Genomic DNA, 26451 nt, shown 5'->3' with positions numbered 1-26451 from the left:
TGCTTTTAGAAGTTGTACACTACCTCCAGATTGTAGTCCTTGAGTGCTTTTTTGGCCTTTTCCAGATCTTCGGTGAAGCCCAGGATATAGCCACCGCCTCCAGATCCGCAGAGTTTCAGGTAGTAATCATTCGTCTCGATGCCCTGTTGCCAGAGTTGGTGGAACTTGGCCGGGATCATGGGTTTGAAGTGATCGAAGACCACATGCGAAAGTTGCTTCAGATTGCCAAACAGGGACTTCACGTTGCCGTTCAGGAAATCCTCCACACAGGCATCGGTATGCTTGATGAACTGGTTCTTGACCATGTTCCTGAAACCTTCCTGTTTCATTTTCTCCATGAAAATCTGGACCATGGGAGCCGTCTCGCCCGTCATTCCGCTGTCCAACAAAAACACAGCGCCCTTGCCATTGGTGTTTTGGGAAGGAATGCTGGTGGATTCAATATTGTCCTGGGAATTGATCAAAATGGGCAGGCTGAGATAGCTGTTCAAAGGGTCCAGTCCCGATGACTTACCATGGAAAAAGGACTCCATTTTCCCAAAGATCTTCTTGAGTTGCAAGAGTTTGTCCCGGGTCAGGTTTTCTAGTACCGTGATCTTGTCCATGGCATACCGATCGTAAATGGCGGCGACCAAGGCCCCACTACTACCAATACCATATCCTTGGGGGATGGAACTGTCAAAGTACATGCCATGGGCAATGTCGTTTTCCAGGGCCTCCATATCAAAGGAAACGAGTTCTTTGTCCAGATTTTTCAGGTAGCCCGCAAAAGCCTTTAGGCTTTCGTTGGACTTGCGTGCCATTTCCGAAGGGTTCTTGTCCCTTTTCAGGGCACCTTTGAAAAAATTATAGGGAATGGAAAGACCTTTGGAATCTTTGATGATGCCATATTCCCCGAACAGTAAAATCTTTGAATAGAAGAGTGGACCTTTCATATGCTGGTACTAAGATACAAACTATACTGTTTAATTTTCAAAAAATTACGGTGAACAAAACTATTTGATCTATCAAATCTTGTTCCTTGTCCAAAAATTTGGGCAAATAACGTAAAAAAACAGCTTAACTGTTCATTTTTAGTCGTTTATTTTGACCGCTCCTTTCCCGACCCTGTCACGTATATACTGTCCATTTTCGCAGTGCATGGCCAATTCATCATCAATGAAACGCTGCACATTTTCCTTGACGTTTTCCGGATAGAGCATGTGCACATTCGCCCCAGCATCCAAGGTGAAACAGACCGGGACCTTGCTCTCTTGCCGATATTTCCAGATTTTGTTGATGATTTGCAAGGTGTCGGGCTTCATCAGTATAAAATAGGGCATACTGGTCATCATCATGGCATGTAGGGTGAGTGCTTCGCTTTCCACCAGTTGGATGAATCCGTCCAAATCGCCACTGGCCAAAATAGGTTTTAGGCTGTCCAGGTTTTGTATCGCCTGTTGAAATCGGTTCTCTGCGTAGGGATGACCTTTCATCAGCTGGTGGCCCACAGTGCTGCTCACCTGTTTTTCCCCTTTGTGCACCAGCAAAATGGTATCTTGGTAGGTCTTGAAAACGGAATCTACCGCAAACGGGTACTCGGTTCCGTACAGATCCGAACTTTGGGGTATATTTTCATGCATCCCCCATTCCACCAAACTTCCGTCAATGCTCCTACAGGCACTTCCAGAACCCAATCGGGCCAAATAGGATGCCTTTCTATTGAAGGTCGCACGGTCCATTGTCGGATCCAACTGTCTTTCAATGTCCATCAAACAAAGCGAGAGAGCAGCCATGCCACTGGCAGATGACGCAATGCCACTGCTATGTGGAAAGGAATTGGAGGTGTCTATATCGAAATGATACGCCTTCAGAAAAGGCAGGTAAGGTGCAATCCTCTCGAAAAAAGTGAGAATCTTGGGTTTGAAATCTTCTTTGGGTTTCCCCTCGAACAACAGGTCAAAGGAAAAATCCGCATTTCCCTTCTTCTTTATAAAAGTCACTGAAGTGGTCGTGGCGCAGGTATCCAACGTAAAACTGATGGACGGATTGGCCGGTATCTGAACCGGTTTCTTCCCCCAATATTTCACAAGGGCAATATTGCTGGGCGCCCTCCATGTCACTTTCCCCGACAAGGGAAATTCCTGATAGGTATTGGGCAGAAAATCGTTCTCCGTCATTGAAAGGAAATTTGGACAAATATACGTTTGCCAAGCCCTAGCTGGAAATTGGATTCAAATAAATTCTTATTTTAGTTGCTGTTGCACCGACCATGAAAAAACGAATTCTCTATATCACCATAGGTATCCTTGTCTGCCTGCTGATCGGGTTTTTATCCAGTATCGCCACGCAGAGCTCGGTAAATGATTGGTACACAACACTCAACAAACCTTCGTTCACTCCCCCAAATGAGCTTTTTGCCCCCGTTTGGACTGCCCTTTACATTATGATGGGCATTTCGGCAGGCATAGTCTGGTCCAAGGGCTATCACCATATTTGGGTGAAGACCGCGCTCTATCACTTTGTTTTCCAATTGTTGTTCAATGCCTTATGGAGCATTGTATTCTTCGGACTGAAAAACCCACTTTTGGGGCTTGTGGTCATTTTGGTGTTGCTGACCTTGATCATGCTCACCATCAAATGGTTCCGGATCATAAGCAGACCTGCAGCCTATTTATTGGTACCCTATGTGCTTTGGGTAGGATTTGCCGCCGTACTGAACTATCGAATATGGGCCCTCAACCCCTAAGGTGAAAAGTCAAGCAAAAAGAGTGCTTCTTTGTTTTTGTGTAGCCACTCAGATTTATTTTAGTAAATTCAAGCGCACATAAATCACAAAAATGAGCCAATACATCCTTGCCCTGGATCAAGGCACCACCAGTTCCCGCGCCGTGGTGTTTGATGAAAAAGGAACCATAATCTCCGTAGCACAAAAAGAATTCACCCAAATATTTCCCAAACCCGGATGGGTAGAGCATGATCCTGACGAGATCTGGTCCACCCAAGCGGGCATGGCTGCCGAAGCGGTCAGTAAAAAAGGGCTCAAAGCGGAACAAATGGCCGCCATCGGTATCACCAACCAGCGGGAGACCGTGGTGGTTTGGAACAAAAATACCGGTCGGCCTGTCTATAATGCCATTGTGTGGCAGGACAAACGTACCGCCGATTATTGTGACACACTGAAAAAGGCTGGGAAATCGGACCTCATCCGGGAAAAAACGGGTCTCGTGATCGACTCCTATTTCTCGGGGACCAAGGTGAAATGGATCTTGGACCATGTGGACGGTGCCCGCGAAAAGGCAGAGGCGGGTGAACTGGCTTTGGGCACCATCGATTCTTGGCTCATCTGGAAGATGACCGATGGCCAACTCCACATCACCGATGTGACCAACGCGTCGCGCACCATGCTCTTCAATATCAACACCATGGATTGGGACGATGAACTGTTGGACCTCTTGACCATTCCAAAGAGCATGCTGCCCGAAGTGAAGCAATCCAGTGAGGTGTACGGACACACCTGTCCCAACTTCTTTGCTTCCAAAATTCCCATTGCGGGCATTGCGGGCGACCAACAAGCGGCCTTGTTCGGGCAGATGTGCACCAAACAGGGCATGGTAAAGAACACCTACGGAACGGGTTGTTTCATGCTGATGAACATTGGTGAAAAGCCCATCGTTTCCAAGAACAACCTGCTGACCACCGTGGCCTGGAAAATCAATGGAAAAACACAATACGCCCTCGAAGGCAGCATCTTTATTGCCGGGGCAGTGGTGCAATGGCTCCGGGACGGTCTTGGCATCATCAAAAACTCTGCACAGGTGGAAAAATTGGCAACTTCGGTCGATAGCTCCGAAGGTGTTTTCTTTGTTCCTGCCTTTGCGGGATTGGGCGCACCCCACTGGAACCAACATGCCCAGGGTACCATTTTTGGGCTGACGCGGGGCAGTACTGATGCCCATATCGCACGTGCCGCATTGGAATCCATTGCCTACCAGACCATGGATATCCTAAAGGCCATGGAGGCCGATTCCGGTATTTCCATCAAGGAATTGCGCGTGGATGGCGGTGCCACCGTGAACGATATGCTGATGCAGTTTCAGGCCGATGTGCTGAACACGTTCACCGTGCGTCCGAAGATAGTGGAGACCACCGTTATGGGTGCCGCCTATTTGGCCGGATTGGCCGTGGGCTATTGGAAAAACCCTGAGGAAATCCAAGATATTTGGCAGACCGATGTGCATTTTGAGCCTACGCAGGACCGCAAAGCGATTGAAAACGGCATCCGGGGATGGTACAGGGCCATAAAAGCACTGGAACACTGGACTGAGAATCAATAATATCATACAAAAACTAACTTCCAAACCGATATGACTCCTTTTGTTGCAGAAATTGTGGGCACTTTTTTGTTGATGCTCATGGGATGTGGCGTGAATGCCAATGTTTCCCTCCAAAAAACCTACGGAAATGGTTCCGGCTGGATCGTAATCACCACTGGCTGGGCCTTTGCGGTCTATACCGGAGTGGTAGTGGCCGGTCCCCACAGTGGGGCCCACCTCAACCCTGCGGTGACCATTGGGTTGGCCGTTGCAGGGGAATTTCCTGTTGAATCCATCGCCAGTTATATCCTTGCCCAATTTATCGGTGCCATGTTGGGCGCGTTTGCCGTTTGGCTCATCAACAAGGACCATTTTGATGCCACCGAGGACGGAAACACTAAAAGAGGCGTGTTCTGCAATGCGCCTGCCATCCCCAACATCCCTTTAAATTTGTTGACAGAGATCCTTGGCACCTTCGTTTTGGTGTTCGCGGTGTTGTATTTTACGGATGCGGTACTGTCCACCGACAATGCTATCATCGGTCTGGGTTCTTTGGGGGCGCTGCCTGTAGCCTTGATCGTTTGGGGGATAGGTCTCTCGCTAGGAGGCACCACAGGATATGCCATCAACCCGGCACGGGATATGGGCCCGAGGATTGTGCATGCACTGGTCCCGATCAAGAACAAAGGTTCCAATGGATGGGGCTATTCCTGGGTTCCTGTCGTGGGCCCCATATTGGGTGCTGTTCTTGCGGCGGGCATCGCCATGCTATTGCAATAGATCAGCTTGAAGCCACAATGCCCTGGGCGGCCAAGTAGGCCCCGGTCCAAGCATTTTGGAAGTTGAACCCCCCGGTTATGGCATCCACATTGATGATTTCCCCGGCAAAATAAAGGTCGGGGAGCAATTTGCTTTCGAAGGTCTTAAAGTTGATCTCTTTCAGGTCCACACCTCCCGCGGTCACAAATTCTTCCTTGAAGGTGCTCTTCCCTTCCACCCGGAAGGAACATGCAGTAAGTTGTTTGGAGAGGTCCTGCAATTTCTCCTTGGTGACATCCGCCCATTTTTCATCGGGTTGAATGTGGGCCGCTTGCACCAGTTTTGCCCAAAGTCGTTTGGGAATTTCAACGGCAGAAGTACGCAATACCGTTTTTTTTGCCTCCACTTCCTTTACCTTTCTTAAGAAAGCCTCCATGGAACTGGTCGTATATTCTGGGGTCCAGTTGACGTTCAATCGGAAGGAATAATGGTAATCGTGCAGCAGGTTGGCGCCCCACGCGGAAAGTTTCAGGATGGCAGGTCCACTCAATCCCCAATGCGTCACCAAAACGGGCCCTTCCGATTGCAGCACGGGTTCTGTATGGTTTGCACTTTTGAGACCAAGGCCTGCTTTTTCGGTCGCAAAAACCTTTTTGGGGAGTACTTCCACGGCCGCATGGACACTGATTCCCTGGATTCCATTTATCCGCTCATCCGTGATATTGAAGGTGAACAATGATGGAACCGGTGGAACGATGTGATGGCCCATTTGTTCCAATTGCTGCCATATCTTGGGGTTGCTTCCCGTTGCCAACAACAATTTTTTGGCCTGATAGTGTTTGTTCATCGTAGTCACCTGCCAACCTCCTTCAATTGGGTCGAACCGTTTCACCGAACTGTTCTTCAAAACCTTTACTCCCAATCGTTCGGTTTCATTGAGAAAGCAATCGATGATGGTCTGCGAGGAATCACTTTTGGGAAACACTCGTCCGTCCTCTTCTATTTTTAAGGAAACTCCGCGTTCCTCAAAAAAGGACATGACATCCATAGGGGCATACTTGTGGAAAGGCCCCAGAAGTTCCTTTTCGCCCCGAGGGTAATTGGTAGCGAGCTCCTTGGGTGAAAATTCGCCATGGGTCACATTGCAACGCCCACCCCCCGATACTTTTACCTTGGAGAGGACCGTCTTCCCCCTTTCAAAAATGGCAATCTTTAAATCCGGTGCTTGCTCCGCAATTTGGATTGCCGCATAGAAGCCCGCGGCTCCACCCCCTATAATAATGACATCGAACATCAATGGGCCCGTTCAGGATAGTTGGTAATGATTCCGTCCACTCCAAACGCTTTCATTTGTTGGATGTCTTGGGGCTCGTTCACGGTCCATGTATAGATTTTCAACCCTTCGCCATGGATCTTATCCACATTTTCTTGATGGAGTGTCTTGAAATAGGGATTGATGGCCACAGCATCCAGTTCTTTGGCCACTTGGATGGCCTCCAAAGGATCTTCTTCGGTCAGTACCGCTATTTGAATGTCCTTATTGATGCTGCGCATGGCCCTGAGTTCGTTCCATTTAAAACTGGAGATGATGAAATTCTCAGAAGACCATCCCTTGTTGTTGATATGATCATTGATGATGAAATTCACCCTATCGGCTGTTCCGGCACCCTTCAGTTCTATATTCAATGCCACTTGGTTGTTGATCACTTCCAAAACACTTTGGAGTTCCGAGATTTTGTGGCCACCCTCCAAAGTAAGTTGCTTCAGGTCCAAAATATTGTATTCCTCTATATTCCCGGTACCGTCGGCCAACCTGTCCACTTTATCATCATGGAATACCACAATTTCACCGCTACGTATTTTGAACACGTCAATTTCAATCATGTCCACACCTAGGTCCATGGCCTTCTGTATGGAAGCCAAGGTATTCTCCGTTTCGTGGCCCATGGCCCCTCTATGTCCAATGACCAAAGGTTCTGATCTCATCATACCACAACTATTAAAAAAAAGCATGGCCATACACGCCCAAAGTATGTAGGTCTTCATTCATGGTTTTTTAGCATGCTAAAAATACGATATGAAAACGAAACCGGAGCAGTCTTAAGGATTAAAACAAGGCTTGTTTCTGAAATAAAAAAATAGAATATAATAATAAATATTAATTATAATTAATGATATGATAAAATTATATTAATAAATTTATCATATTACTAACCAATAATTTAACGACTATGTTTTCAAAATCAAACTTACTGGCCACTTTGGTGGGCACAATCGTGATGTTCTTTTTGGGATACCTTGTTTGGGGTATTGCCACTGTTGATTTTTTCACCGAACATTCCTTGGTGGATAATATGAAGAATCCTCCCAATCTGGGATTGATTGCCGTTGGGAACCTAATAGCTGTCTTTGCCCTAAGCACTTTGTACAGTAAATGGGCCAGGGGTCACCACTCCCTCAGCCAAGGCTTCACTTATGGGGCCTGGATCGGGGTGTTTATGGGTGTTGGAATGGGATTGTTGCAGTATGGCACCATGATCTGGATGGATTTGACCGGACATGCCGTGGAAGCCATTCTGGACATCATTTTTTATGGAATCATAGGCGCAGTGATTGCCTTCGTTTACCAAAAAACGGCGGTCAAGGAATAGTATATGATCTTCACTTGATGAGGCTGTCTAAAAAGTGTCATTCTAAATAAAATGAAGACTCTTTTGAGATTTTAAAATTTGACAATAAGACGATAAAGATTTTTCGCCTGTCCCTTCGACTACGCTCAGGGTGACAGCTCAAAATGTCAATTCTATCCCTTTTTAGACAGCTTTTTATTTTATAAAACCGAGGATATAGGATTGAAGGGGTTGCAATTCCACTTGGATTTTCCCCTGCCCGTTTACCACAGACAACGTGGTCTTGAAATCCCCGAACAATTTGTCCTGCAAAGGGTATTTCCCATCATTCAACTGCCATTGGGCAATCACGTCTTCTGGCAGTTTCAACTCAAATACGTAGTTTTTCCCTGCATCAAAATTGGTGACGATGATGAGTTTTTCATTTTCGGACCAACGCACATAGGACAGGACCCTGTGGTCATACCCTTCGGTCCGTTCTTTATTATAGAAATGGATTTCTTGGTATTTTCCCATCAGTGCCTCACTTTGTATCGTGAAGTTCAGCAGATGCTTATAAAAATCCCGCAGGCTTTTTTCTTCTTCGGAAAGTTGGCCGCCATCAAACTTTTTATCGTTTACCCACCTTTGGTGATGGGGCACCCCGATATAATCAAAAATGGACGTTCGGGAAGGTTTGCCAAATCCAGCATCCTCGGCAGCCGGCTCCCCTACTTCCTGCCCAAAATAAATCATGGTGGGCGAGGTGCTGATGGTCGCCGAGACCACCATGGCAGGCTTTCCCAATGCCGCGTTCCCAACAAATTCAGGACTGGCGATACGCTGTTCGTCATGGTTTTCCAAAAAATGGATCATGTGGTGCTCAATATCCGCCATTCCCCTTTGCACCACGGGAATATGGTCCGTCCAACCATACCCTTTCATGATGTGCTTGATGCTGTCGTACAGCTCCACTTTGTCGTAGAGATAATCCATCTTACCCTTGTGGATGTAGTCCCGGTAAAGGCCTGGATTATATACTTCGGCCAATAAAAAGGCATCGGGGTTCTTCATTTTAATCGTGGAATTGAGGTAGCTCCAAAATTCCACGGGAACCATTTCGGCCATATCGAAACGGAATCCATCCACCCCAAAATCCAACCAGTAGAGGGTAATGTCCTTGAACTTGTACCACGAATCGGGCAGGGTCTTGTCTTTCCAAAATTCAACATGGGCCTGATGGTCCTTACCACCAAAGTCGTCGGGAAGTTCCACAAAATCCTTGGTTCCATCTGGTCTCACGCCATAATTGATCTTTACCGTTTCGTACCAATCGTTGAAATGGGGCTGTGCCAATCGCGAACCGTTACCTGTCCATTTGGCCGGGTACTCTTCAAACTTGGAATCGGACCAATTGTTGCCTGTCCCTCCCAATGGCACATAGCCACCCTGCCACTCGGGCACCTTAAAGGCTTCACCGGGGATATAGTAAAAATTGTTGTTGATGTCATATTCCTTTGAGGTGTCATCGTTGGCCCCAAAATCCGCAACCCCTTTGGGGTTGGTCTTGCCTTCATAGTTCCGGGCCACATGGTTGGGAACAATATCGATGATGACCTTCATCCCCGCATCATGGGTTCTTTGGATAAGGGCCTTGAACTCTTCCAATCGGTTGGAGGGATCGTTGGCGAGGTCGGGATTCACATTGTAGTAATCCTTGACCGCATAGGGAGACCCCGCCCTGCCCTTCACCACATCGGGATCGTCATTCGAAATTCCGTAGGCGGTGTAATCATTGATCAAGGCATGGTGCGGTACTCCGGTATACCAGACGTGTGTGATGCCCAGTCCTTTTATTTCTTCCAGGGCCTTTTCCGTAAAGTCGGAAAACTTGCCCACACCATTTTCGGCTAGGGTGCCCCAGGGCTTGTTGGTGGTATTGGTGTTGCCAAAAAGTCGTGTAAACACCTGATAGACTACGATTTTCTTTCTCATGGGCGGTTCAGCGGGCCTTTGTACGGTTTTTTCCTTGCATGAATATAACGCTCCCAACACTATCAAAAAAGCGATGAAGCGATTAGTTTTCATGCCTTCACCGTTTCCCCGGGAACCAACTGGACCGATTTGCCATGCACTTGTATGGTGAGTGGTCCTTCGCCCGTAACCCCAAAAGAGCAACCGTCCGCAGAAACAGTAACGGTGATGATCTGGTTCCTAAAATTGATCTTGAAGGAATAGGATTTCCATTGTTTGGGGATCCTAGGCCCAAAATGCAATGTGCCGTCCAGCACCCGCATCCCGCCAAAACCTTCCACAATGCTCATCCAGGTTCCTGCCATGGAAGTAATGTGAAGGCCTTCCTCCACTTCTTTGTTATAATCGTCCAGATCCAATCGGGAGGTCCTTAAGTAAAAAGTGTAGGCCTGCTCCATCCGTCCCAATTTAGCCGCCTGAATGCTATGCACACAAGGCGAAAGGGAGGATTCGTGCACGGTGAAGGGTTCGTAAAAATCAAAATGCCTTTCCAAATCTTCTGGGCTGAAATGGTCCTCAAAAAAATAGAAGCCTTGGAGTACATCGGCCTGTTTGATGTAGGGTGATCGCAGGATCCGGTCCCAACTCCATTTTTGGTTGATGGGCCGTTCGGACCTGTCCAAATCTTGCACCTTGACCATTTTCTTATCCAAAAAGCCATCTTGCTGCAAGAATACTTGGTATTTTTCCGAATAGGGAAAGTACATATTGCCCGAAACTTTGGCCCAATCCTCAATTTCAGCTGGGGACAGCTTTGCCTTGGCCATAATTCTTTCATGGTCCTTGGGATAGGATTCGCGGACCTTATTGATCTGTTCGATGGTATAATCGATGCACCATTGAGCCAAATAGTTGGTGTACCAATTGTTGTTCACGTTGTTCTCGTATTCATTGGGCCCTGTTACGCCAAGCATTACATATTGCTGTTTTTCCTCTGAAAAATTGACGCGCTGATGCCAAAATCGGGCTATCCCGATCAAGACTTCAAGGCCCATTTTGGGGATATAGTCGTAATCGCCTGTAAAGCGATGGTAATTATAAATGGCAAAAGCGATGGCCCCGTTCCGATGGATTTCTTCAAAAGTGATCTCCCATTCGTTGTGGCATTCCTCTCCGTTCATGGTGACCATGGGATAGAGGGCCGCCCCGTTGGTGAATCCCAATTTCTCGGCATTCTCGATGGCCTTCTGTAGATGGTCGTATCGGTATTGGAGCAGGTTCCAAGCCACTTGCTGGTTTTTTGTGGCCATGTAGAAGGGCAAACAATAGGCTTCGGTGTCCCAATAAGTACTTCCACCGTATTTTTCACCAGTGAATCCTTTTGGGCCAATATTCAAACGGGAATCTTTGCCCGAATAGGTCTGGTTGAGCTGAAAAATATTGAACCGAATACCTTGTTGCGCTTTGATATCTCCATCAATGGTGATATCGCTCATCTCCCAAACCTGCGCCCAGGCATCTTTCTGCTTTTGGAGCAAGCCATCAAATCCTAAAGCAGAGGCCTTGTCCAAGACCTTATTGGCGGCTTCCTGCAGTTTGTCCTTGGGATGGTTCCTGTCCACCGTGTACCCTCCAAATTTTACCAAGGTCAGGGTTTCGTCCTTGCTGAGATCAACTTTATAGGCATGCCTCACCGACGTGCCGGTTTCTTCAATTTCGGGTTCCATGTCCAATGTATCCCCATCGATATAGAGTTCGCCCTGCATAAAAGTGCAGACGGCAAAATCGGTCTTCATGGTATGCGATGCCACAAAGGCCCTGTTCCCATCCGAAGCAATATTGGTGATGTTCCAGAACTTGTCGGCCCAATTGCTGTCCATGTTCTTGATGCCCCCATCCAAATAGGGGACCACAATGACCTCGGCATCCGAGTTCAGCAGTTGTACATTATATTGTATAGCCCCGGTCTCATCCAAATCCAAGCTCAGAAACCTGAGGACCTCAACGGCCACTTCCACATCATTGGGCAGGGTGGCCACAAAGCTGCGTTTGTACCAACCCTCTTTCATGTGGAGCTCGCGACGGAAATGTTCCACCTTTTTACAGGTGTTCAGGTCCAGTGCTTCATCATTTATGATGATATCCACCCCAATCCAGTTGGGGGCGTTGAGCACCTTGGCAAAGTATTCGGGATACCCATTTTTCCACCAACCCACACGGGTCTTGTCTGGATAATAGACCCCGGCGATGTAGCTGCCCTGAAAGGTTTCCCCGGAGTACTGTTCCTCAAAATTGGCACGCTGGCCCATGGACCCGTTACCTATACTGAAAAGGCTTTCGGAGGATTTTACCTGTTCCCGGTCAAATCCTTCCTCGATAATGGACCAAGGGTCTGCTTGGATATAGTCTTGATTCATAAATACTTAAACTTGGTGAACAACTGCGCCCGCCTAACGGACAAGATGCACAAACTTAATGATTTATGGATTCCCTGATCACCAATGTGGGCTCTAAAATTTTGGTCTGGTAGGTTTCCTCCTCCTCTTCGCTTTCAATTTTGTCGATAAGCATTTTGGCGGACACTTCGCCCATTTTCTCCCCATGCTGTGCAACCACCGTGAGGCTTGGGTTGGCATACTTGGAGAGAACGCCATCCGTGAAACCGATAAAGGAGATGTCATCCGGAATCTTCAGGCCGCTTTTTTGCACCAAACGCATGCTGTAAACCGCAAATATTTCGTTCACACAGAGGACGGCATCCGGTTTTTGGGCCTCTAAGAATTCCTTGATACGGTTTTCGTCCATTTCCATAGAAGGCATTTTCAGCACCATGGATTCGTCCACGCCCAACTTGCTTTCGGACAGGGCCTTGTGGTATCCCATGCTACGGGCCTTGCTCACACTCAAATAATCGTCCGTGGAGATCAGGGCTATCCTTTTCTTGCCCTGCTCTATGAATTTCTTGGTGGCCATGTACCCCCCTAGTTCATCATCGATCACCACTTTGTCGCAATCGATCTCATTGGTGATCCTATCGAAGAGCACCACAGGGATTCCTTGCTCCGTGACCTCTTTTAAGTGATTGTAGTCCCCTTTTTGTTGTGTTTCCGAGGAAAGTGACATAATAAAGCCATCAATGCTCCCATTGGCCAACATCTCCATATTGATGACCTCCTTGTCAAAGGATTCTTCCGACAGGCAAACGATTACGTTATACCCCCTGGCATTGGCATATTTCTCGATGCCACGGATCACCGTGGTGAAAAAATGGTGCACAATGTCGGGGATCACCACGCCGATGTTCTTTGTCCTCTTGTTCTTGAGGCTGATGGCAATATTATTGGGCTTGTAGTTATAGAGCTTGGCAAAGGCCTGTACCTTTTCCTTGGTGTCCCTGCTGATCTCTTCGCTATTCTTAAGTGCTTTTGATACCGTGGATATGGATACTTCAAGTTCCCTGGCAATATCCTTTAAGGTAATCTTGGTTTTCAATTTGGTAAATTTTAATCTTTTTGGTTTGACGTTGGAAATTACTCAATAAAGGAACAAGCCATTGGAGAAAACAAGCTTTTTAACAAAAACCCAAGACGGCTTTACAAAAACTCCAAAAAGAATGTTAATCGGACCAAAGCCAAAAAACACTATATTAGCATCACTATTACGGAATTCTTTAAATAGACTTGGTTATTTTGTGATATGAATAAATCGACTCTTTAAGTTTTGCCAACCTCGCACCCACCCAAAGTTATCAACACGAAACCGTTTTCGTAATAGATTGCGATATAGTTAAATTTTGATTAACATTTTTTTTATATATGTTTAACACTTGAATTAAAATTAACTAAACTTAAAATTAATAATTTATGAAGATTACGCTACTAAAAAGCTTTTTGTTGCTTGGGGCATTCTTATGCTTTGGCATGATAAAAGCCCAGACAGTATCAGGTACCGTTTCGGATGGAAACGGTCCTTTGCCAGGGGCTAGCGTATTGGTCAAAGGAACGACCAATGGTACCCAGACCGATTTTGATGGTAATTATACCCTGAACAACATTGATGGCTCGGCCACCTTGGTGTTCAGCTACATCGGTTACAAGACGGTGGAAAGAGCTGTCAATGGCCAATCTACGATCAATGTTACCTTGGAAGAAGATGCACAGGCTTTGGACGAGGTGGTGATCATTGGTTATGGCCAAACGACTATAAAGGATGCCACGGGTGCCGTGGCGGCGGTCACTTCTGAGGACTTCAACAAAGGTGTCATTTCTTCCCCTGAACAGTTGATTCAAGGTAAGACCGCCGGTGTACAAATTTCTCAAGGAAGTGGTGAGCCCGGATCGGGAGTTGCCATTAGGATTAGGGGTACTTCCTCTGTCCGTTCCAACAACAACCCACTTTTTGTTGTGGATGGAGTCCCATTGCCTTCGGGTGACACTTCATCCGAAGGAACAAACATTGGTGTTGGATCTAGCTCCGCAAGAAACCCATTGAGCTTCCTAAACCCAAATGATATTGAGAGCATGAGTATCTTGAAAGATGCATCAGCTACTGCAATATATGGTTCGCGTGGTGCCAACGGTGTGGTCATCATCACTACCAAAAGCGGAAAAGGCGGATCTAAAGGTGGCACTTGGGAGTATTCATCAGATCTGAGCTACTCCACTCCTGCCAAAGAATTCGACCTGCTCAACGCTTCCGAATTCCTTGATGCAGTGGATGCCTTTGGAGGAACTGCTCTCAATTATGGAAATGACACTGACTGGCAAGATTACGTAACAAGGTCGGTCGCTTCGACCAACAATAACTTGGCCTACTCCCAGAACTACGGTTCTGGAAACGTCAGGGCCACTTTCAATTACGGAAAACAGTTCGGTATCATTGAAAAATCATCGCAAGAAAGGATAACTGGAAGGCTGAACGCTTCCCAACGCTTTTTGGAAGACAAATTGCGTCTTAACTTTCAAGGCACATTGTCCAGGGTGAATGACGAAGCCCCACCTTTGAGTGGTAGTGCTGGATCAACAGGTGATTTATTGGGTGCAGCTTATGCCTCCAATCCAACTTGGCCTGCAAGCCCTACCTTTAACCCCGGTGATAGGATCAACCCTCTTAACCTTTTGCAAAACTGGCAGAGTATGACCTACACCAACCGTGTATTGGTAAATTTCTCAGCCGAGTATGACATTTTGGATGAATTGACAGCCAAAGTGACCTTGGGTTATGACAAATCCGATTCCGAAAGAGAAGCTTCTTTGTCCAGCAGGTCATTCAACGTGGGCAGTGGTGCCGCAGGAAACGGTAGAGGCGCACTGAACGACCTTATCAATGAAAACAGATTGGTGGAATTGACCGTGAACTACAATACGGAATTTGAAAACTCCAAATTGGATGCATTGGTCGGTTTTTCATATCAGGATTTCAACGTAAGGGGCCGGAACGTACAAGGTTGGGGATACAGCTCACCTGACTTGAACCAAATGGCAAGTGACCTATCCAGCTCGGCTGCTGCTTTGGAAGCCATGATTTCTGGCAGGTACCAACAATATGGATATTCATTCGATGTTCCCAACAACCCAGCAGGGCTTTTTGTGAACCGTTTGTTCCCAACACCTGAAACCGAATTCCTTGGTGACGTCGGAGGTGTTGCTGTTCGATCATTGTTTACCGATAAATTTGACAATACCGACGAACTACAGTCCTTCTTTGCAAGGGCCAATTACACCATTGCAGACAAGTACTTGTTCACTGCCACTGTTAGAGCTGATGGTTCTTCAAGATTTGGCGAGAACAACAAATATGGTATTTTCCCATCCGCAGCATTTGCATGGAAAATCAATGAGGAAGATTTCATTGGTGATGCCGTATCCACACTTAAACTAAGGTTGAGCTACGGTATCACTGGTAACCAAGATGGTATTGGTTACGGAAGGTATATCAGAAGGGAAAGATACTCTGGTGGAGGCATCGGAGACGGTGGAGCAGTAAATGTTCCCGGTACCAGCACTGTTGACTTTGCCAACCCTGACCTTAAATGGGAGGAGACCACACAATACGGCGTTGGTCTTGATTTCGGTTTTTCCAATGACCGCTTGAACGGTAGCATCGATTTTTACCGTAAAGAGACCAGAGATTTGTTGTTGAGCGTGGAGGCAGCACAGCCATCCCCACAGCCCTTCTTCTTCCAAAACTTGGATGCCACTGTTCTTAACCAAGGGATTGAATTCTCCCTTAACTACGACATCCTACAAGGAGAAGACTATAGCTGGACAGCAGGTTTCAACATGGCCTACAATAAAAATGAGATCCAGGATTTTGAAGGGGCCATTCCAGCCGGAACCATCCGTGGAGCCGGTCTGACCAATGCATTTGCACAACGCTTGCAGAACGGACAACCTCTCTACTCATTCTTCCTTAGGGAGTTCACAGGGTTTGATGACGAAGGTAACCCCGTACATGAGGGAGGTGTGGACAACCAGAAATTTGTGGGCAAGAGTGCCCTTCCAGATTTCACCGGAGGTTTTTCAACTTCTGCCCGATATAAAAATTGGGATGCATCAATGTATTTCAATGGACAGTTTGGAAACTATATCTACAATAACACGGCCAATGCCTTCTTCACTGGAGGTGCTATCGGAAGCGGTAACAACGTGACCAAAAACGTGGTTGATCTTGCAGGGGTGGAAAGCCGATTTGCAGAGGCCTCTGTCTCCACAAGATTTTTGGAGAAAGGAGATTTTGTGAGGTTACAGACTGCTTCCATTGGCTATAACGTGCCATTGTCTGGAGATGGTATCTTCAAAACAATGCGACTCAGCCTAACCGGTCAAAACCTATTTGTGATCACAGATTACAGCGGTCTAGACCCTGAGGTAAGTGTAACCCCAGCATCTGGAGACCTGTTGAACGGTCTTCCCATTGCCGGTATCGACTATTCAGCATTTCCAAGGCCTAGAACCTATACGTTTGGCTTTAGTGTAACTTTTTAAAAAAATTAAGCATGAAACTAGAAACATATAAAAAATTTGTTTTTGCTTCACTCTTTATCATAGGTCTTACCCTCTCCTGTACTGATTTGGAAATTGAAGGGACAGACTCTATCATAAGTGATGGCCCAGGTGGCGGTGGCTTTTCAGGTGTTGCAGAACCTGCCACTGCACTGAACGATCTATACAACAAAGTGGGTGGGGATTTTGCCACCCAAGAGACCATGTACGCCCTTTCTGAGGTGACCTCAGATGAGCTTTTGATCCCAACAAGGGGAACCGACTGGGGGGACAATGGTGTCTGGAGACAATTGCACACCCATACCTGGACACCTGACCATGCCTTTATCAAAGGAGCTTGGAACAACCTTAATCAAAACATCTTTAGGGCATCGGAAATTATTGAAACAACAAGTTCCAGCCCAAGCATTGTAGCTCAGGCCAAGTTCCTTAGGGCATTCAACATGTTCTTTGTAATGGACCTTTTTGGATCGGTTCCCTTTAGGGAAGTTGATGAAGGACCCGAAGTAAATCCAACAGTACTTTCCAGAAGCGAAGCCTTCGATTTTATCGAATCCGATTTGAACGATGCCGTATCTGGACTGTCATCAGTAGGACCCGGTGTGGCCAACGTAGGAACCGCTTCGGTAGAAGCCGCTAAATTCCTATTGGCCAAAATATACCTCAATGCGCATATCTACAAAGGCACAGGAACTGCCGAAACAGCAGACATGCAACAGGTTATTGACCTAGTCGACGAAATCAATGCCAGTGGCTTTGATATCCAAGAAGGATATTTCCAGATTTTTGAGCCCACCGATGACTCCGAGACCATATTGTTCTTGAGAAGTGACCTTGGAGCCAGGATATGGAACAGCCTTCACTACAACCAAAATACGCCTGACAATGCTGGAGGTGGTTGGAATGGTTTCTCCACACTTGCCGAATTCTATGACCTGTTTGAAGGTGACCCAAATACGAACTATGCGGGTGACGGACAGGAAGAAAGAAGAGGTTTTGTTCCTGATGCAGCGACCGCTGATAACATTAACCTTGGTATCGGTTATGGGTTTTTGATCGGACTTCAGTACAACGAAGATGGAACTCCATTATCCAATAGACAAGGACAACCTTTGGTCTTCACCAAAGAACTCACCTCTTTGGTAGGTAACGGTGAAGCAGATGGTGTCAGGATCATCAAATACCATCCACATGACCCAACAGATACTGATGACGGTGTAAACTCTTATAGGCAACACCAAATCCTTTTCAGGTATTCCGATGCTCATTTGATGAAGGCAGAAGCCATGATGAGAATGGGTGACGACCCCACTACTTTGGTCAACGAGTTAAGGGCCAGCAGAGCGGATACCGACCCACTTCCAAGTGTAACGGAAGAAACATTCTTGGATGAAAGGGCCCGTGAATTGTACATCGAGTTTTGGAGAAGGAACGATTTGGTCCGATTTGGCCAATTTACAGCTCCTTGGAGCCTTAAAGAGGTCACTGGGGACCCGAACATGAACCTGTTCCCTATTCCAGCGACAGCCCTATTGTCCAATCCAAACTTGGTACAGAACCCAGGATACTAGAAACGAAATAGTTTAAGTTGTTTTTATGCCGCCCCTTTGTGGGCGGCATTTATTTTTATCCATTTCCAAACAATTGGCCCACCGACATTGACCCATAAACCAATGGATGAAAAAACAACAAATAAACGATTAACAAAATATTAATGCCCCAAGAATATTTTGAGATAATTACCCAACTTGGTAGATTAGGAGTTTCTTCTGGATGATGATTTACACTACAACTTAAGAGACCTATGAATGTATCCGGAATTTTCAAAAATGAATGATGAGATAGTATAAAATATTTCTTCCCTTGACAAAATTAAACATCGAATGAAACTAAAACATATCACTGTATCCTGTCTTTTGATTCTTGCAACAGCATGTAAGAACAAAGAGGCTGACAAAATGGAGGTAGAGGAAAAAGGAGAAACCCTTTTCACAATGCTACCCTCCGAAGAAACCGGCATAACCTTTGTCAATACAGTTGAAAACCAGAAGAACTTCAACATTTTCAAATACAGGAACTTCTATAACGGAGGTGGCGTGGCCATTGGTGATATCAACAATGATGGACTTCAGGATATCTACCTTACCGGGAACATGGTCCCGAACAAGCTCTACCTGAACAAGGGAAATTTTCAGTTTGAGGATATTTCTGAAAGTGCGGGCGTAGGCGGGAACAAACCATGGTCCACGGGTGTGGTGATGGTGGATGTGAACCAGGATGGTCTTTTGGACATCTACGTCTGTAACGCTGGAAACATGGAGGGCAATAACCACGACAATGACCTATACATCAACAATGGGGATTTGACCTTCACCGAAAAAGCAAACGAATACAACCTTGCCAAAACAGGGTTCACCACCCATGCCTCTTTTTTTGATTATGACAAGGATGGCGATTTGGACGTTTATATCCTCAACAACAGCAATATTCCGGTAAGCAGCCTTGGATATGCCGAACAACGCCAAGTACGGGCACAAGATTGGGAGGGGGTCCCGGACATTTTTAAAGGCGTGGGCGACATGCTTTTACGGAACGACAATGGAAAATTTGTGGATGTCAGCGAAGAAGCAGGCATTTACGGCAGCCTTATCGGGTTTGGACTTGGTGTCCTGGTCACCGATTTTAACGGGGACCTGTACCCCGACATCTATGTCTCCAATGACTTTTACGAAAGGGATTACCTCTACATCAACCAAAAAGATGGCACGTTCAAGGAAGAAATCAAGGAGTGGACCTCACACCTCAGTCTATCTGCCATGGGAATCGATATTGCCGATATCAACAATGACGGCCACAACGATATCTTCATCACCGACATGTTGCCCGAAGAAGAACATCGGGTGAAATCCGTCATGGAATTTGAAGGATACAATGTCTTTGACCTTAAACAGAGTAAGGACTTCTACCAACAATACATCCAGAACACCCTACAACTGAACAATGGCAACGGCACATTTTCAGAAGTTGCCTATTACAGTGGTATAGATGCAACGGACTGGAGCTGGGCAGGCCTCATGTTCGATATGGACAATGATGGTCTCAAGGATATTTTTGTAACGAATGGGATCAACCATGACTTGACCGATCTGGATTTTGTCGATTTTTTTGCCAACGAGATCGTGCAGAAAATGGCCCTCACGGGGAAAAAGGAATCTATCGATTCCATTATCAGTAAAATGCCCATCAAGCCACAGCCCAATTATGCATACAGGAACAATGGCGACATCACCTTCAAAAATGCCAACAAAGAATGGGGGTTTGATCTCCCCTCCCGTTCCAACGGGGCCGCTTATGGGGACTTGGACAACGATGGGGACCTTGATTTGGTCATCAATAATGTGAATACGGAGGCCTACATCTATCGAAACAATGCCGAGGCTCAGTTGGACAACAAATTTATCCAACTCAAATTCAAAGGATCTGAAAAGAATCCCTTTGCCGTAGGAACATTGGCCAAGTTCTATTTTGATGGACAGATCATCAATCAAGAACTGATTCCTTCACGTGGTTTCCAGTCTTCCATGGAATACGGTATGACCATTGGCCTTGGAAAATCCGAAGCCTTGGACTCCATTCGCATCGTATGGCCGGACGACCGCACCCAAAAACTGGAAAACGTCAAAGCCAACCAAGTGTTGACCTTCAACCATGCCGATGCAATGGAAACCTATAAAATCCCAAAAAAGAAAGCCATCAAATCTCTCCTGAACCAATTGGACACCAGTGCAATGGCATCCCACCAAGAAGATGCCTATAATGATTTCGATTATGAAGGCCTTATCTACCAAAAACTCTCGCAAGAAGGACCATCACTTGCCGTAGGCGATGTCAATGGCGATGGACATGAGGATTTCTTCATCGGAGGTGCGCAGGGTCAGGCCGGCAGCATCTACATCCATTCGGGCAATGGAAAAGTGTCCCCAAAAACTTCACCAGTATTTGAAAACGACAGGGAATTTGAAGATGTGGCCGCGGCCTTTTTTGATGCCGATGGTGATGGCGACCTGGACCTTGTCGTGGGCTCAGGTGGCAACAATGTGGGGATGCAGCGCAGTTATAGGGCAAGACTTTACCTGAATGACGGGAAAGGAAATTTCTCAAAATCCCCAACCGAACTGCCCTCCACCTTCAAAAATATTGCTACCATCTCTCCCCATGACTTTGACAATGACGGGGATTTGGACCTGTTTATTGGATCACGCAGTGTAGTGGGCGTTTATGGGATATCCCCTGACCATCTGTTGTTGGAAAATATGGGGGACGGCACGTTCACCAATGTCACGGAACGCTTGGGCTACGATCTCAAGGATGCTGGTATGGTCACCGATTCCAAGTGGGCGGACGTTGATGGGGATTCCAAAAAAGACCTCATCGTAACCGCTGAATGGGACACGCCCAAAATTTATAAGAATACGGGCAGAAGGCTCGTAAAAATGCCCAGTTCCTTGGACAGTATTTACGGATGGTGGAACACTGTGGAAGTCGCCGATCTGGACAATGACGGGGATTTGGACCTCATCTTGGGCAACCAAGGGCTCAATCTCCACTACAAGCCAACGCACGAGACCCCCATGAAAATATGGATCAATGATTACGATAACAACGGTACCATAGAGCAGATCACCACCTTGCAAAAAAATGGCGAGGATTATCCTATCCACCAAAAAAGGGAGCTTACGGAACAACTGCCCGCACTCAAAAAACAAAACCTCAAGGCCTCCGACTACGCAGGGCGGACTATCCAAGAACTTTTCCCGAAGGAAGTACTGGAGAAGTCCATCGTAAAAAGGGCAGAGGTTTCCGCCTCAGTGATTGCCATCAATGAAGGAGGTGGAAAGTTCACCATCAAAAACCTTCCGCCCAGGGTACAGCTCTCCTGCATTTGCGATATCACTTGTATGGATGTGAACAAGGACGGCAACCTCGACTTGATCATGGCGGGGAACAATTTCGAGTTCAAGCCACAATTCTCCAGATTGGATGCCGGATATGGCAACGTTCTGTTGGGCGATGGCAAACTCGGTTTTGAATGGCAGGATTTTGACACCAGCGGTTTCAAGATCCGCGACGAGGTCAAATACCTTAAGCAGTTCAAGGACAAAAATGGCAAAGTATTCGTCATAGCCGCCATCAACAACAACACACCCAAGATTTTTGCCATCAATGATTAGGTTTCGAATCGCACTGGTATTTGCTGTCCTTTTTGTGTCCTGCCAAAAAGAGGGAAGCCTGTTCAAGAATCCTTCCCCTTCGGAAACAGGCATCAACTTTACCAATACGCTCACCCCAACAAAAGAATTGAGCATATTGGACTACCTCTATTTCTACAATGGGGGCGGTGTTTCCATAGGCGACATCAACAACGATGGTAAACCCGATATTTTCTTCACTGGGAACCAGGTCAAGAACAAACTGTACCTGAACAAGGGCAATTTGGAGTTCGAGGACATTTCTGCAACTGCCGGGGTTGAGGGGAACAGCACGTGGAACACAGGCGTCACCATGGCCGATGTGAACGGGGATGGGCTTCTGGACATCTATGTATGCGCCGTGGTGGGTATCAACGGTTTTAATGGGTTCAACGAGCTATATATCAACAATGGCGACAATACCTTTACGGAAAGTGCCGCACAATATGGACTGGATTTTGACTCCTATAGTTCCAATGCCGCTTTTTTTGATTACGATCTCGATGGTGACCTAGACCTGTATCTTTTGAACCATGCCGTACACACACAAAACTCCTTTGGAAAGTTTGACCTACGGTTTGAAAGAAGATATGAAACCGGCGACAAGCTATTGCGCAACGATAATGGAAAGTTCAAGGACGTGAGCGAAGAAGCGGGCATCTACGGAGGTGTGAACGGATACGGCCTTGGGTTGGCCATAGCCGATTTCAATCAGGATGGGTACCCAGACATTTACGTGGGCAACGATTTCCACGAGGACGATTATTACTATCTGAACAATGGTGATGGCACCTTCACGGAAAGTCTCCGGAAATATTTTGGACACACCAGCAGGTTCTCCATGGGGAACGATGTGGCCGATATCAACAACGATGGCAGACCAGATTTCATATCCTTGGACATGCTGCCGGAAGATGAAGTTGCCCTAAAATCTTCGGAAGGGGACGATAACATCCAAACGCAAAAAATGAGGGTGGACCGTTTTGGCTACCACTATCAGTTTACCCGGAACATGCTCTATGTGAACCAACCGGACGGCAATTTTACAGAAACCGCCCTTATGAGCGGCATTGCCGCCACAGACTGGAGCTGGAGTGCCCTATTTGGGGATTATGACCAAGACGGCCAGCAAGACGTGTTCATCTCCAACGGTATTCCCAAAAGGCCAAACGACCTTGATTTCATCAAGTTCGTATCCAGTGAGGAGATCCAGAAAAAACTGGACAACACCAAATTGGTGGATGAAAAGGCATTGGACCTGATGCCTTCTGGAAATGTACACAACTATGTCTTCAAGGGTAGCAATGACCTTATGTTCCAAGACATGTCCGCGAATTGGATCACCAAGGACACCTTGATTTCCGGGGCCACGGCCATGGCCGACTTGGATGGGGACGGGGACCTAGATCTCGTGACCAACAACATAGACCAACCCGCGTCACTATACATCAATAAAGTGGACAAAAAGTCCAATTATTTGAAAATCAAGTTCAATTATGCCCCAAAAAACAGGTTCGGGATCGGCACCAAGGTATATTCCTATCACAATGGAAACCTCCAGTTCAAGGAGCTCTTCCCTACCCGTGGCTTTCAGGCTACGTCGGAACCCATGGTCCATTTTGGGTACGGAACTGCCCAAAAAATAGATTCGCTAAAAATCATTTGGCCGGACAGAACCTATCAGGTCCTGAAAGAGGTATCGGTGAACCAGACCTTGGTCTTGAAACCTGAAAACAACGAGCCGTTCGATTACGGCACATTGCACAGGTCCACAAAATCCATATTCAAACCTGTAGAGGGCAATCTGGGCTTGGACTATACCCATATCGAGGACAATTATACGGATTTCAACCGCGAAAAACTCATTCCCTATCAGGTTTCGGACAGAGGCCCGGCTTTGGCTCAAGGTGATTTGAACAATGATGGCAAACCGGATGTTTTCTTTGGTGGATCTAAATTTTTCCCTACACAACTCTATGTCCAACAAGACAGTGTATTTGTGCCCCAACGGTTCGATGGCATCCAGAAAGATTCCATCAGGGAAAATATATCCGCCACTATTGCAGATTTCAACAAGGATGGTAAGAACGACCTTTTTGTCACTTCTGGGGGCGGCGATTTCTTTGGGAAATCGGATGCCCTTTTGGATGCCTGTTACATTCAGACAGATTCATCATTTTCCAGTATCCAACTGCCCGAACTTTTCCAGAACTCATCCGTGGTAAGACCTTTCGACTATGATGGGGACGGGGATATGGACGTCTTTGTGGGCGGACATACATTGACGGCACAGTTTGGTGCGCCCGCCACATCCTATCTGTTGGAAAACAACCAAGGCCAGTTTCAATTGGTCGACAGTTTTGCCAAACATTCCAAAGGAATGATCACCGATGCCATTTGGAGCGATTTTGATGGCGATGGATTGACCGACCTCATCCTAATCGGCGAATGGATGTCGCCCAAATTCTTGAAAAATGAAAACGGTACCTTCTCAGAAATAGGTGCTCTGGGCCTCAAAGGCCTATGGCAGAGCATTGTTGCTTTTGACATAGATGGGGATGGCGACTTGGACTATCTGTTGGGAAATTGGGGCACCAATTCCAAATTCAAGGCTTCCAGGGAATTCCCCATGAAGCTTTATTTTGATGATTTTGACGACAACGGTCAGACCGAGACCGTGACGGCCATGGAAAAAAATGGAAAATACTATCCTTTGGAGTCCATGGACGGCCTTACGGCACAATTGGTCTATCTCAGAAAAAAATACACCACCTATAAATCCTTTGCCGGACAGACGATGGAAGAGATTTTTGGGGAGGAAACCCTGAAAAAATCCACAGTTTTGGAAGTGAACACCTTAAAATCGGGCTATCTGAGGAACGATGGTGGTAGTTTTACATTTGTCCCGTTCCAAAACGAGCTCCAGGTTTCTCCCATTATGGCATTTTTGGTGGACGATTTTGATGGCGACGGCTCTCCAGAAGCCCTCTGCGGTGGTAATTTCTTCGGCGTGAAACCGTACCATGGCCGTTTGGATTCCTTTTCCGGGGCCCTCATCAAAAATGGGGAAACCATTACCTTAGGCGCCGAACTGGGTCTCGATTTCACCAAAAAATCATTGAGGCACCTACAGACATTGGAACTGAACAACCAAAAATACTTGTTGGCCGTGTTCAACAATGATAAAGCACAAGTCTATTCATTCAAAAAATAACCAAAAGATCATGAAATTAAGGTCAAGTTTAATTGCGGTACTACTTCTGACACTGGCAGCCTGTCAAAAAAAGGAGGAACCCATTGAGATCACGCCGGAAGAATTCCACAAATCTGTGGACAAGGTGGTGGAGGTCATGATACACGATATCTTTTCCCCGCCAGTGGCCAGTAGGATTTTTGCGTATCCCAACATCGCCGCTTATGAGATCATCGCAAAAAAGGATGAAAAGTACAAATCTCTTTCGGGTCAATTGACCGGCTTGGGCGACATTCCAGACCCTAAAAACACGGAAAACATCAATTTTGAGATGGCCGCTTTGGTGGCCCATATCGATTTGAGCCGCAGGCTTATCTTTTCTGAGGAGAGAGTCTCCAATTTTAGGGACAGTCTCTATACCCTTTGGACCGCAAAGAACGAAACGATGTTCAATGCTTCCAAGGACTACGGACTTGAAGTGGCGGACCATATTGCTTCATGGATGGGAAAGGACAACTACAAGGAAACACGTACCATGCCCAAATTCTCGGTCAATTCCGACGATCCTTCGCGATGGCAACCTACCCCTCCTGCCTATATGAACGGCCTTGAACCGCATTGGGCCAAGATAAGACCCTTTGCCATAGACTCAGCGGCACAGTTCAAGCCCATACCGCCACCAGCGTTTTCCATGGAAAAAGATTCCGACTTTTATAAAGAAGTGATGGAAGTCTATGAAGTCCGAAACGAGATGACCGCCAAAGGCGATGCTTCCGAAGAAGTGGCCATAGCCAAATTTTGGGACTGTAATCCCTATGTATCGGTGACCCGGGGCCATTTGATGTTCGCCACAAAAAAAATTACTCCTGGCGCTCATTGGATCGGTATCACCAAGATTGCCTGCAGGAAGGCCAACACCGATTTTGCAATGACCGTGCATGCTTATACCAAGACGTCCATTGCCATTGCAGATGGGTTTATCAGTTGCTGGGACGAAAAATACCGAAGCAACCTCATCCGTCCCGAAACTGTCATCAACGAATATATTGACGATAGCTGGACCCCCGTGCTGCAAACGCCCCCTTTCCCGGAATATACCAGTGGACATAGCGTGGTGTCAGGTGCCGCTTCCACCGTTCTTACGAGCATTTTTGGGGACGGCTTCTCCTTTGACGACGATACGGAGACCCCGTATGGCCTTCCCGTCCGCTCGTTCACCTCGTTCAACCAAGCAGCGGATGAGGCCGCCATCAGTAGGATGTACGGTGGGATTCACTACCGAGCTGCCATTGAGGTGGGGATCAAGCAGGGACGTGACCTAGGAAAATTTATTGTGGACAAACTGGACATGACCAAGGGCTAATTCCT

At 46.7% G+C, this 26451-nt stretch carries 16 protein-coding genes; 9 read left to right on the top strand and 7 right to left on the bottom strand.

What is annotated here, in order from left to right:
• Nucleotides 1-5: 5 nt before the first annotated feature.
• Both DB398_RS01590 and DB398_RS01585 read right to left on the bottom strand, forming a co-directional pair.
• Nucleotides 6-935 (bottom strand): mevalonate kinase family protein, encoded by a 930-nt coding sequence (locus DB398_RS01590; protein WP_108422637.1) that lies wholly within the window; start codon nucleotides 933-935, stop codon nucleotides 6-8.
• A gap of 138 nt (nucleotides 936-1073) precedes the next feature.
• On the bottom strand, nucleotides 1074-2159 hold the full coding sequence (locus DB398_RS01585) for a diphosphomevalonate decarboxylase (RefSeq protein WP_108422636.1): 1086 nt from the start codon (nucleotides 2157-2159) through the stop codon (nucleotides 1074-1076).
• A gap of 92 nt (nucleotides 2160-2251) precedes the next feature.
• On the opposite strand from DB398_RS01585, the gene DB398_RS01580 reads away from it, so the two are divergent.
• The 3 genes from DB398_RS01580 to DB398_RS01570 all read left to right on the top strand — a co-directional run bounded on the left by DB398_RS01580 (nucleotide 2252) and on the right by DB398_RS01570 (nucleotide 5075).
• Nucleotides 2252-2728 (top strand): TspO/MBR family protein, encoded by a 477-nt coding sequence (locus tag DB398_RS01580; protein ID WP_108422635.1) that lies wholly within the window; start codon nucleotides 2252-2254, stop codon nucleotides 2726-2728.
• Between the two features lie 91 nt (nucleotides 2729-2819).
• Nucleotides 2820-4316: a glycerol kinase GlpK gene (glpK, locus tag DB398_RS01575; RefSeq protein WP_108422634.1), complete on the top strand. Its 1497-nt coding sequence runs from the start codon at nucleotides 2820-2822 to the stop codon at nucleotides 4314-4316.
• 30 nt (nucleotides 4317-4346) lie between these two features.
• Nucleotides 4347-5075, top strand: a complete 729-nt coding sequence (locus tag DB398_RS01570) for an MIP/aquaporin family protein (protein WP_108422633.1) — start codon at nucleotides 4347-4349, stop codon at nucleotides 5073-5075.
• A 1-nt stretch (nucleotide 5076) separates the two neighbouring features.
• On the opposite strand, the gene DB398_RS01565 is transcribed toward DB398_RS01570, so the two are convergent.
• On the bottom strand, nucleotides 5077-6348 hold the full coding sequence (locus tag DB398_RS01565) for a BaiN/RdsA family NAD(P)/FAD-dependent oxidoreductase (RefSeq protein WP_108422632.1): 1272 nt from the start codon (nucleotides 6346-6348) through the stop codon (nucleotides 5077-5079).
• The gene (locus DB398_RS01560) at nucleotides 6348-7043 is read right to left on the bottom strand and encodes a glycerophosphodiester phosphodiesterase (RefSeq protein WP_108422827.1); all 696 of its coding nucleotides are present in this window, start codon (nucleotides 7041-7043) and stop codon (nucleotides 6348-6350) included. Before DB398_RS01560 ends, DB398_RS01565 begins: the two co-directional genes overlap by 1 nt.
• 242 nt (nucleotides 7044-7285) lie before the next feature.
• On the opposite strand from DB398_RS01560, the gene DB398_RS01555 reads away from it, so the two are divergent.
• Nucleotides 7286-7705, top strand: coding sequence for a hypothetical protein (locus DB398_RS01555; RefSeq protein ID WP_108422631.1), 420 nt, complete (start codon nucleotides 7286-7288; stop codon nucleotides 7703-7705).
• Between the two features lie 174 nt (nucleotides 7706-7879).
• Here DB398_RS01555 and DB398_RS01550 read toward each other — a convergent pair whose 3' ends face one another.
• Genes DB398_RS01550 through DB398_RS01540 form a run of 3 tightly spaced genes read right to left on the bottom strand, consistent with a single transcriptional unit; the run spans nucleotide 7880 to nucleotide 13129 of the window.
• On the bottom strand, nucleotides 7880-9751 hold the full coding sequence (locus DB398_RS01550; protein WP_108422630.1) for an alpha-amylase family protein: 1872 nt from the start codon (nucleotides 9749-9751) through the stop codon (nucleotides 7880-7882).
• Nucleotides 9748-12054, bottom strand: a complete 2307-nt coding sequence (locus DB398_RS01545) for a glycoside hydrolase family 65 protein (RefSeq protein ID WP_108422629.1) — start codon at nucleotides 12052-12054, stop codon at nucleotides 9748-9750. Before DB398_RS01545 ends, DB398_RS01550 begins: the two co-directional genes overlap by 4 nt.
• A 55-nt stretch (nucleotides 12055-12109) precedes the next feature.
• The gene (locus DB398_RS01540) at nucleotides 12110-13129 is read right to left on the bottom strand and encodes a LacI family DNA-binding transcriptional regulator (protein ID WP_108422628.1); all 1020 of its coding nucleotides are present in this window, start codon (nucleotides 13127-13129) and stop codon (nucleotides 12110-12112) included.
• Nucleotides 13130-13500: 371 nt separating this feature from the next.
• Between DB398_RS01540 and DB398_RS01535 the strand changes: the two genes are divergently transcribed.
• The 5 genes from DB398_RS01535 to DB398_RS01515 all read left to right on the top strand — a co-directional run bounded on the left by DB398_RS01535 (nucleotide 13501) and on the right by DB398_RS01515 (nucleotide 26446).
• Complete coding sequence (locus DB398_RS01535) at nucleotides 13501-16623, top strand: SusC/RagA family TonB-linked outer membrane protein (protein WP_108422627.1); 3123 nt, start codon at nucleotides 13501-13503, stop codon at nucleotides 16621-16623.
• 11 nt (nucleotides 16624-16634) lie between these two features.
• On the top strand, nucleotides 16635-18212 hold the full coding sequence (locus DB398_RS01530; RefSeq protein ID WP_108422626.1) for a RagB/SusD family nutrient uptake outer membrane protein: 1578 nt from the start codon (nucleotides 16635-16637) through the stop codon (nucleotides 18210-18212).
• A 312-nt stretch (nucleotides 18213-18524) separates the two neighbouring features.
• The gene (locus DB398_RS01525) at nucleotides 18525-21872 is read left to right on the top strand and encodes a CRTAC1 family protein (protein ID WP_108422625.1); all 3348 of its coding nucleotides are present in this window, start codon (nucleotides 18525-18527) and stop codon (nucleotides 21870-21872) included.
• Nucleotides 21865-25104, top strand: coding sequence for a VCBS repeat-containing protein (locus DB398_RS01520; RefSeq protein ID WP_108422624.1), 3240 nt, complete (start codon nucleotides 21865-21867; stop codon nucleotides 25102-25104). Before DB398_RS01525 ends, DB398_RS01520 begins: the two co-directional genes overlap by 8 nt.
• 10 nt (nucleotides 25105-25114) lie before the next feature.
• On the top strand, nucleotides 25115-26446 hold the full coding sequence (locus DB398_RS01515) for a vanadium-dependent haloperoxidase (protein ID WP_108422826.1): 1332 nt from the start codon (nucleotides 25115-25117) through the stop codon (nucleotides 26444-26446).
• The last annotated feature ends 5 nt before the right edge of the window (nucleotides 26447-26451 follow it).

The sequence above is a fragment of the Flagellimonas amoyensis genome (assembly GCF_003058265.1).
In the GTDB taxonomy this organism is placed as follows: Bacteria; Bacteroidota; Bacteroidia; order Flavobacteriales; family Flavobacteriaceae; genus Flagellimonas; species Flagellimonas amoyensis.
Note: the sequence above shows the minus strand (reverse complement) of the source record. Positions and strands in the feature narration are given on the sequence as shown.

Coding starts and splice junctions, on each gene's coding strand:
- DB398_RS01590 (WP_108422637.1), bottom strand. CDS start 935: ATGAAAGGTCCACTCTTCTATTCAAAGATTTTACTGTTCGGGGAATAT.
- DB398_RS01585 (WP_108422636.1), bottom strand. CDS start 2,159: ATGACGGAGAACGATTTTCTGCCCAATACCTATCAGGAATTTCCCTTG.
- DB398_RS01580 (WP_108422635.1), top strand. CDS start 2,252: ATGAAAAAACGAATTCTCTATATCACCATAGGTATCCTTGTCTGCCTG.
- glpK (WP_108422634.1), top strand. CDS start 2,820: ATGAGCCAATACATCCTTGCCCTGGATCAAGGCACCACCAGTTCCCGC.
- DB398_RS01570 (WP_108422633.1), top strand. CDS start 4,347: ATGACTCCTTTTGTTGCAGAAATTGTGGGCACTTTTTTGTTGATGCTC.
- DB398_RS01565 (WP_108422632.1), bottom strand. CDS start 6,348: ATGTTCGATGTCATTATTATAGGGGGTGGAGCCGCGGGCTTCTATGCG.
- DB398_RS01560 (WP_108422827.1), bottom strand. CDS start 7,043: ATGATGAGATCAGAACCTTTGGTCATTGGACATAGAGGGGCCATGGGC.
- DB398_RS01555 (WP_108422631.1), top strand. CDS start 7,286: ATGTTTTCAAAATCAAACTTACTGGCCACTTTGGTGGGCACAATCGTG.
- DB398_RS01550 (WP_108422630.1), bottom strand. CDS start 9,751: ATGAAAACTAATCGCTTCATCGCTTTTTTGATAGTGTTGGGAGCGTTA.
- DB398_RS01545 (WP_108422629.1), bottom strand. CDS start 12,054: ATGAATCAAGACTATATCCAAGCAGACCCTTGGTCCATTATCGAGGAA.
- DB398_RS01535 (WP_108422627.1), top strand. CDS start 13,501: ATGAAGATTACGCTACTAAAAAGCTTTTTGTTGCTTGGGGCATTCTTA.
- DB398_RS01530 (WP_108422626.1), top strand. CDS start 16,635: ATGAAACTAGAAACATATAAAAAATTTGTTTTTGCTTCACTCTTTATC.
- DB398_RS01525 (WP_108422625.1), top strand. CDS start 18,525: ATGAAACTAAAACATATCACTGTATCCTGTCTTTTGATTCTTGCAACA.
- DB398_RS01520 (WP_108422624.1), top strand. CDS start 21,865: ATGATTAGGTTTCGAATCGCACTGGTATTTGCTGTCCTTTTTGTGTCC.
- DB398_RS01515 (WP_108422826.1), top strand. CDS start 25,115: ATGAAATTAAGGTCAAGTTTAATTGCGGTACTACTTCTGACACTGGCA.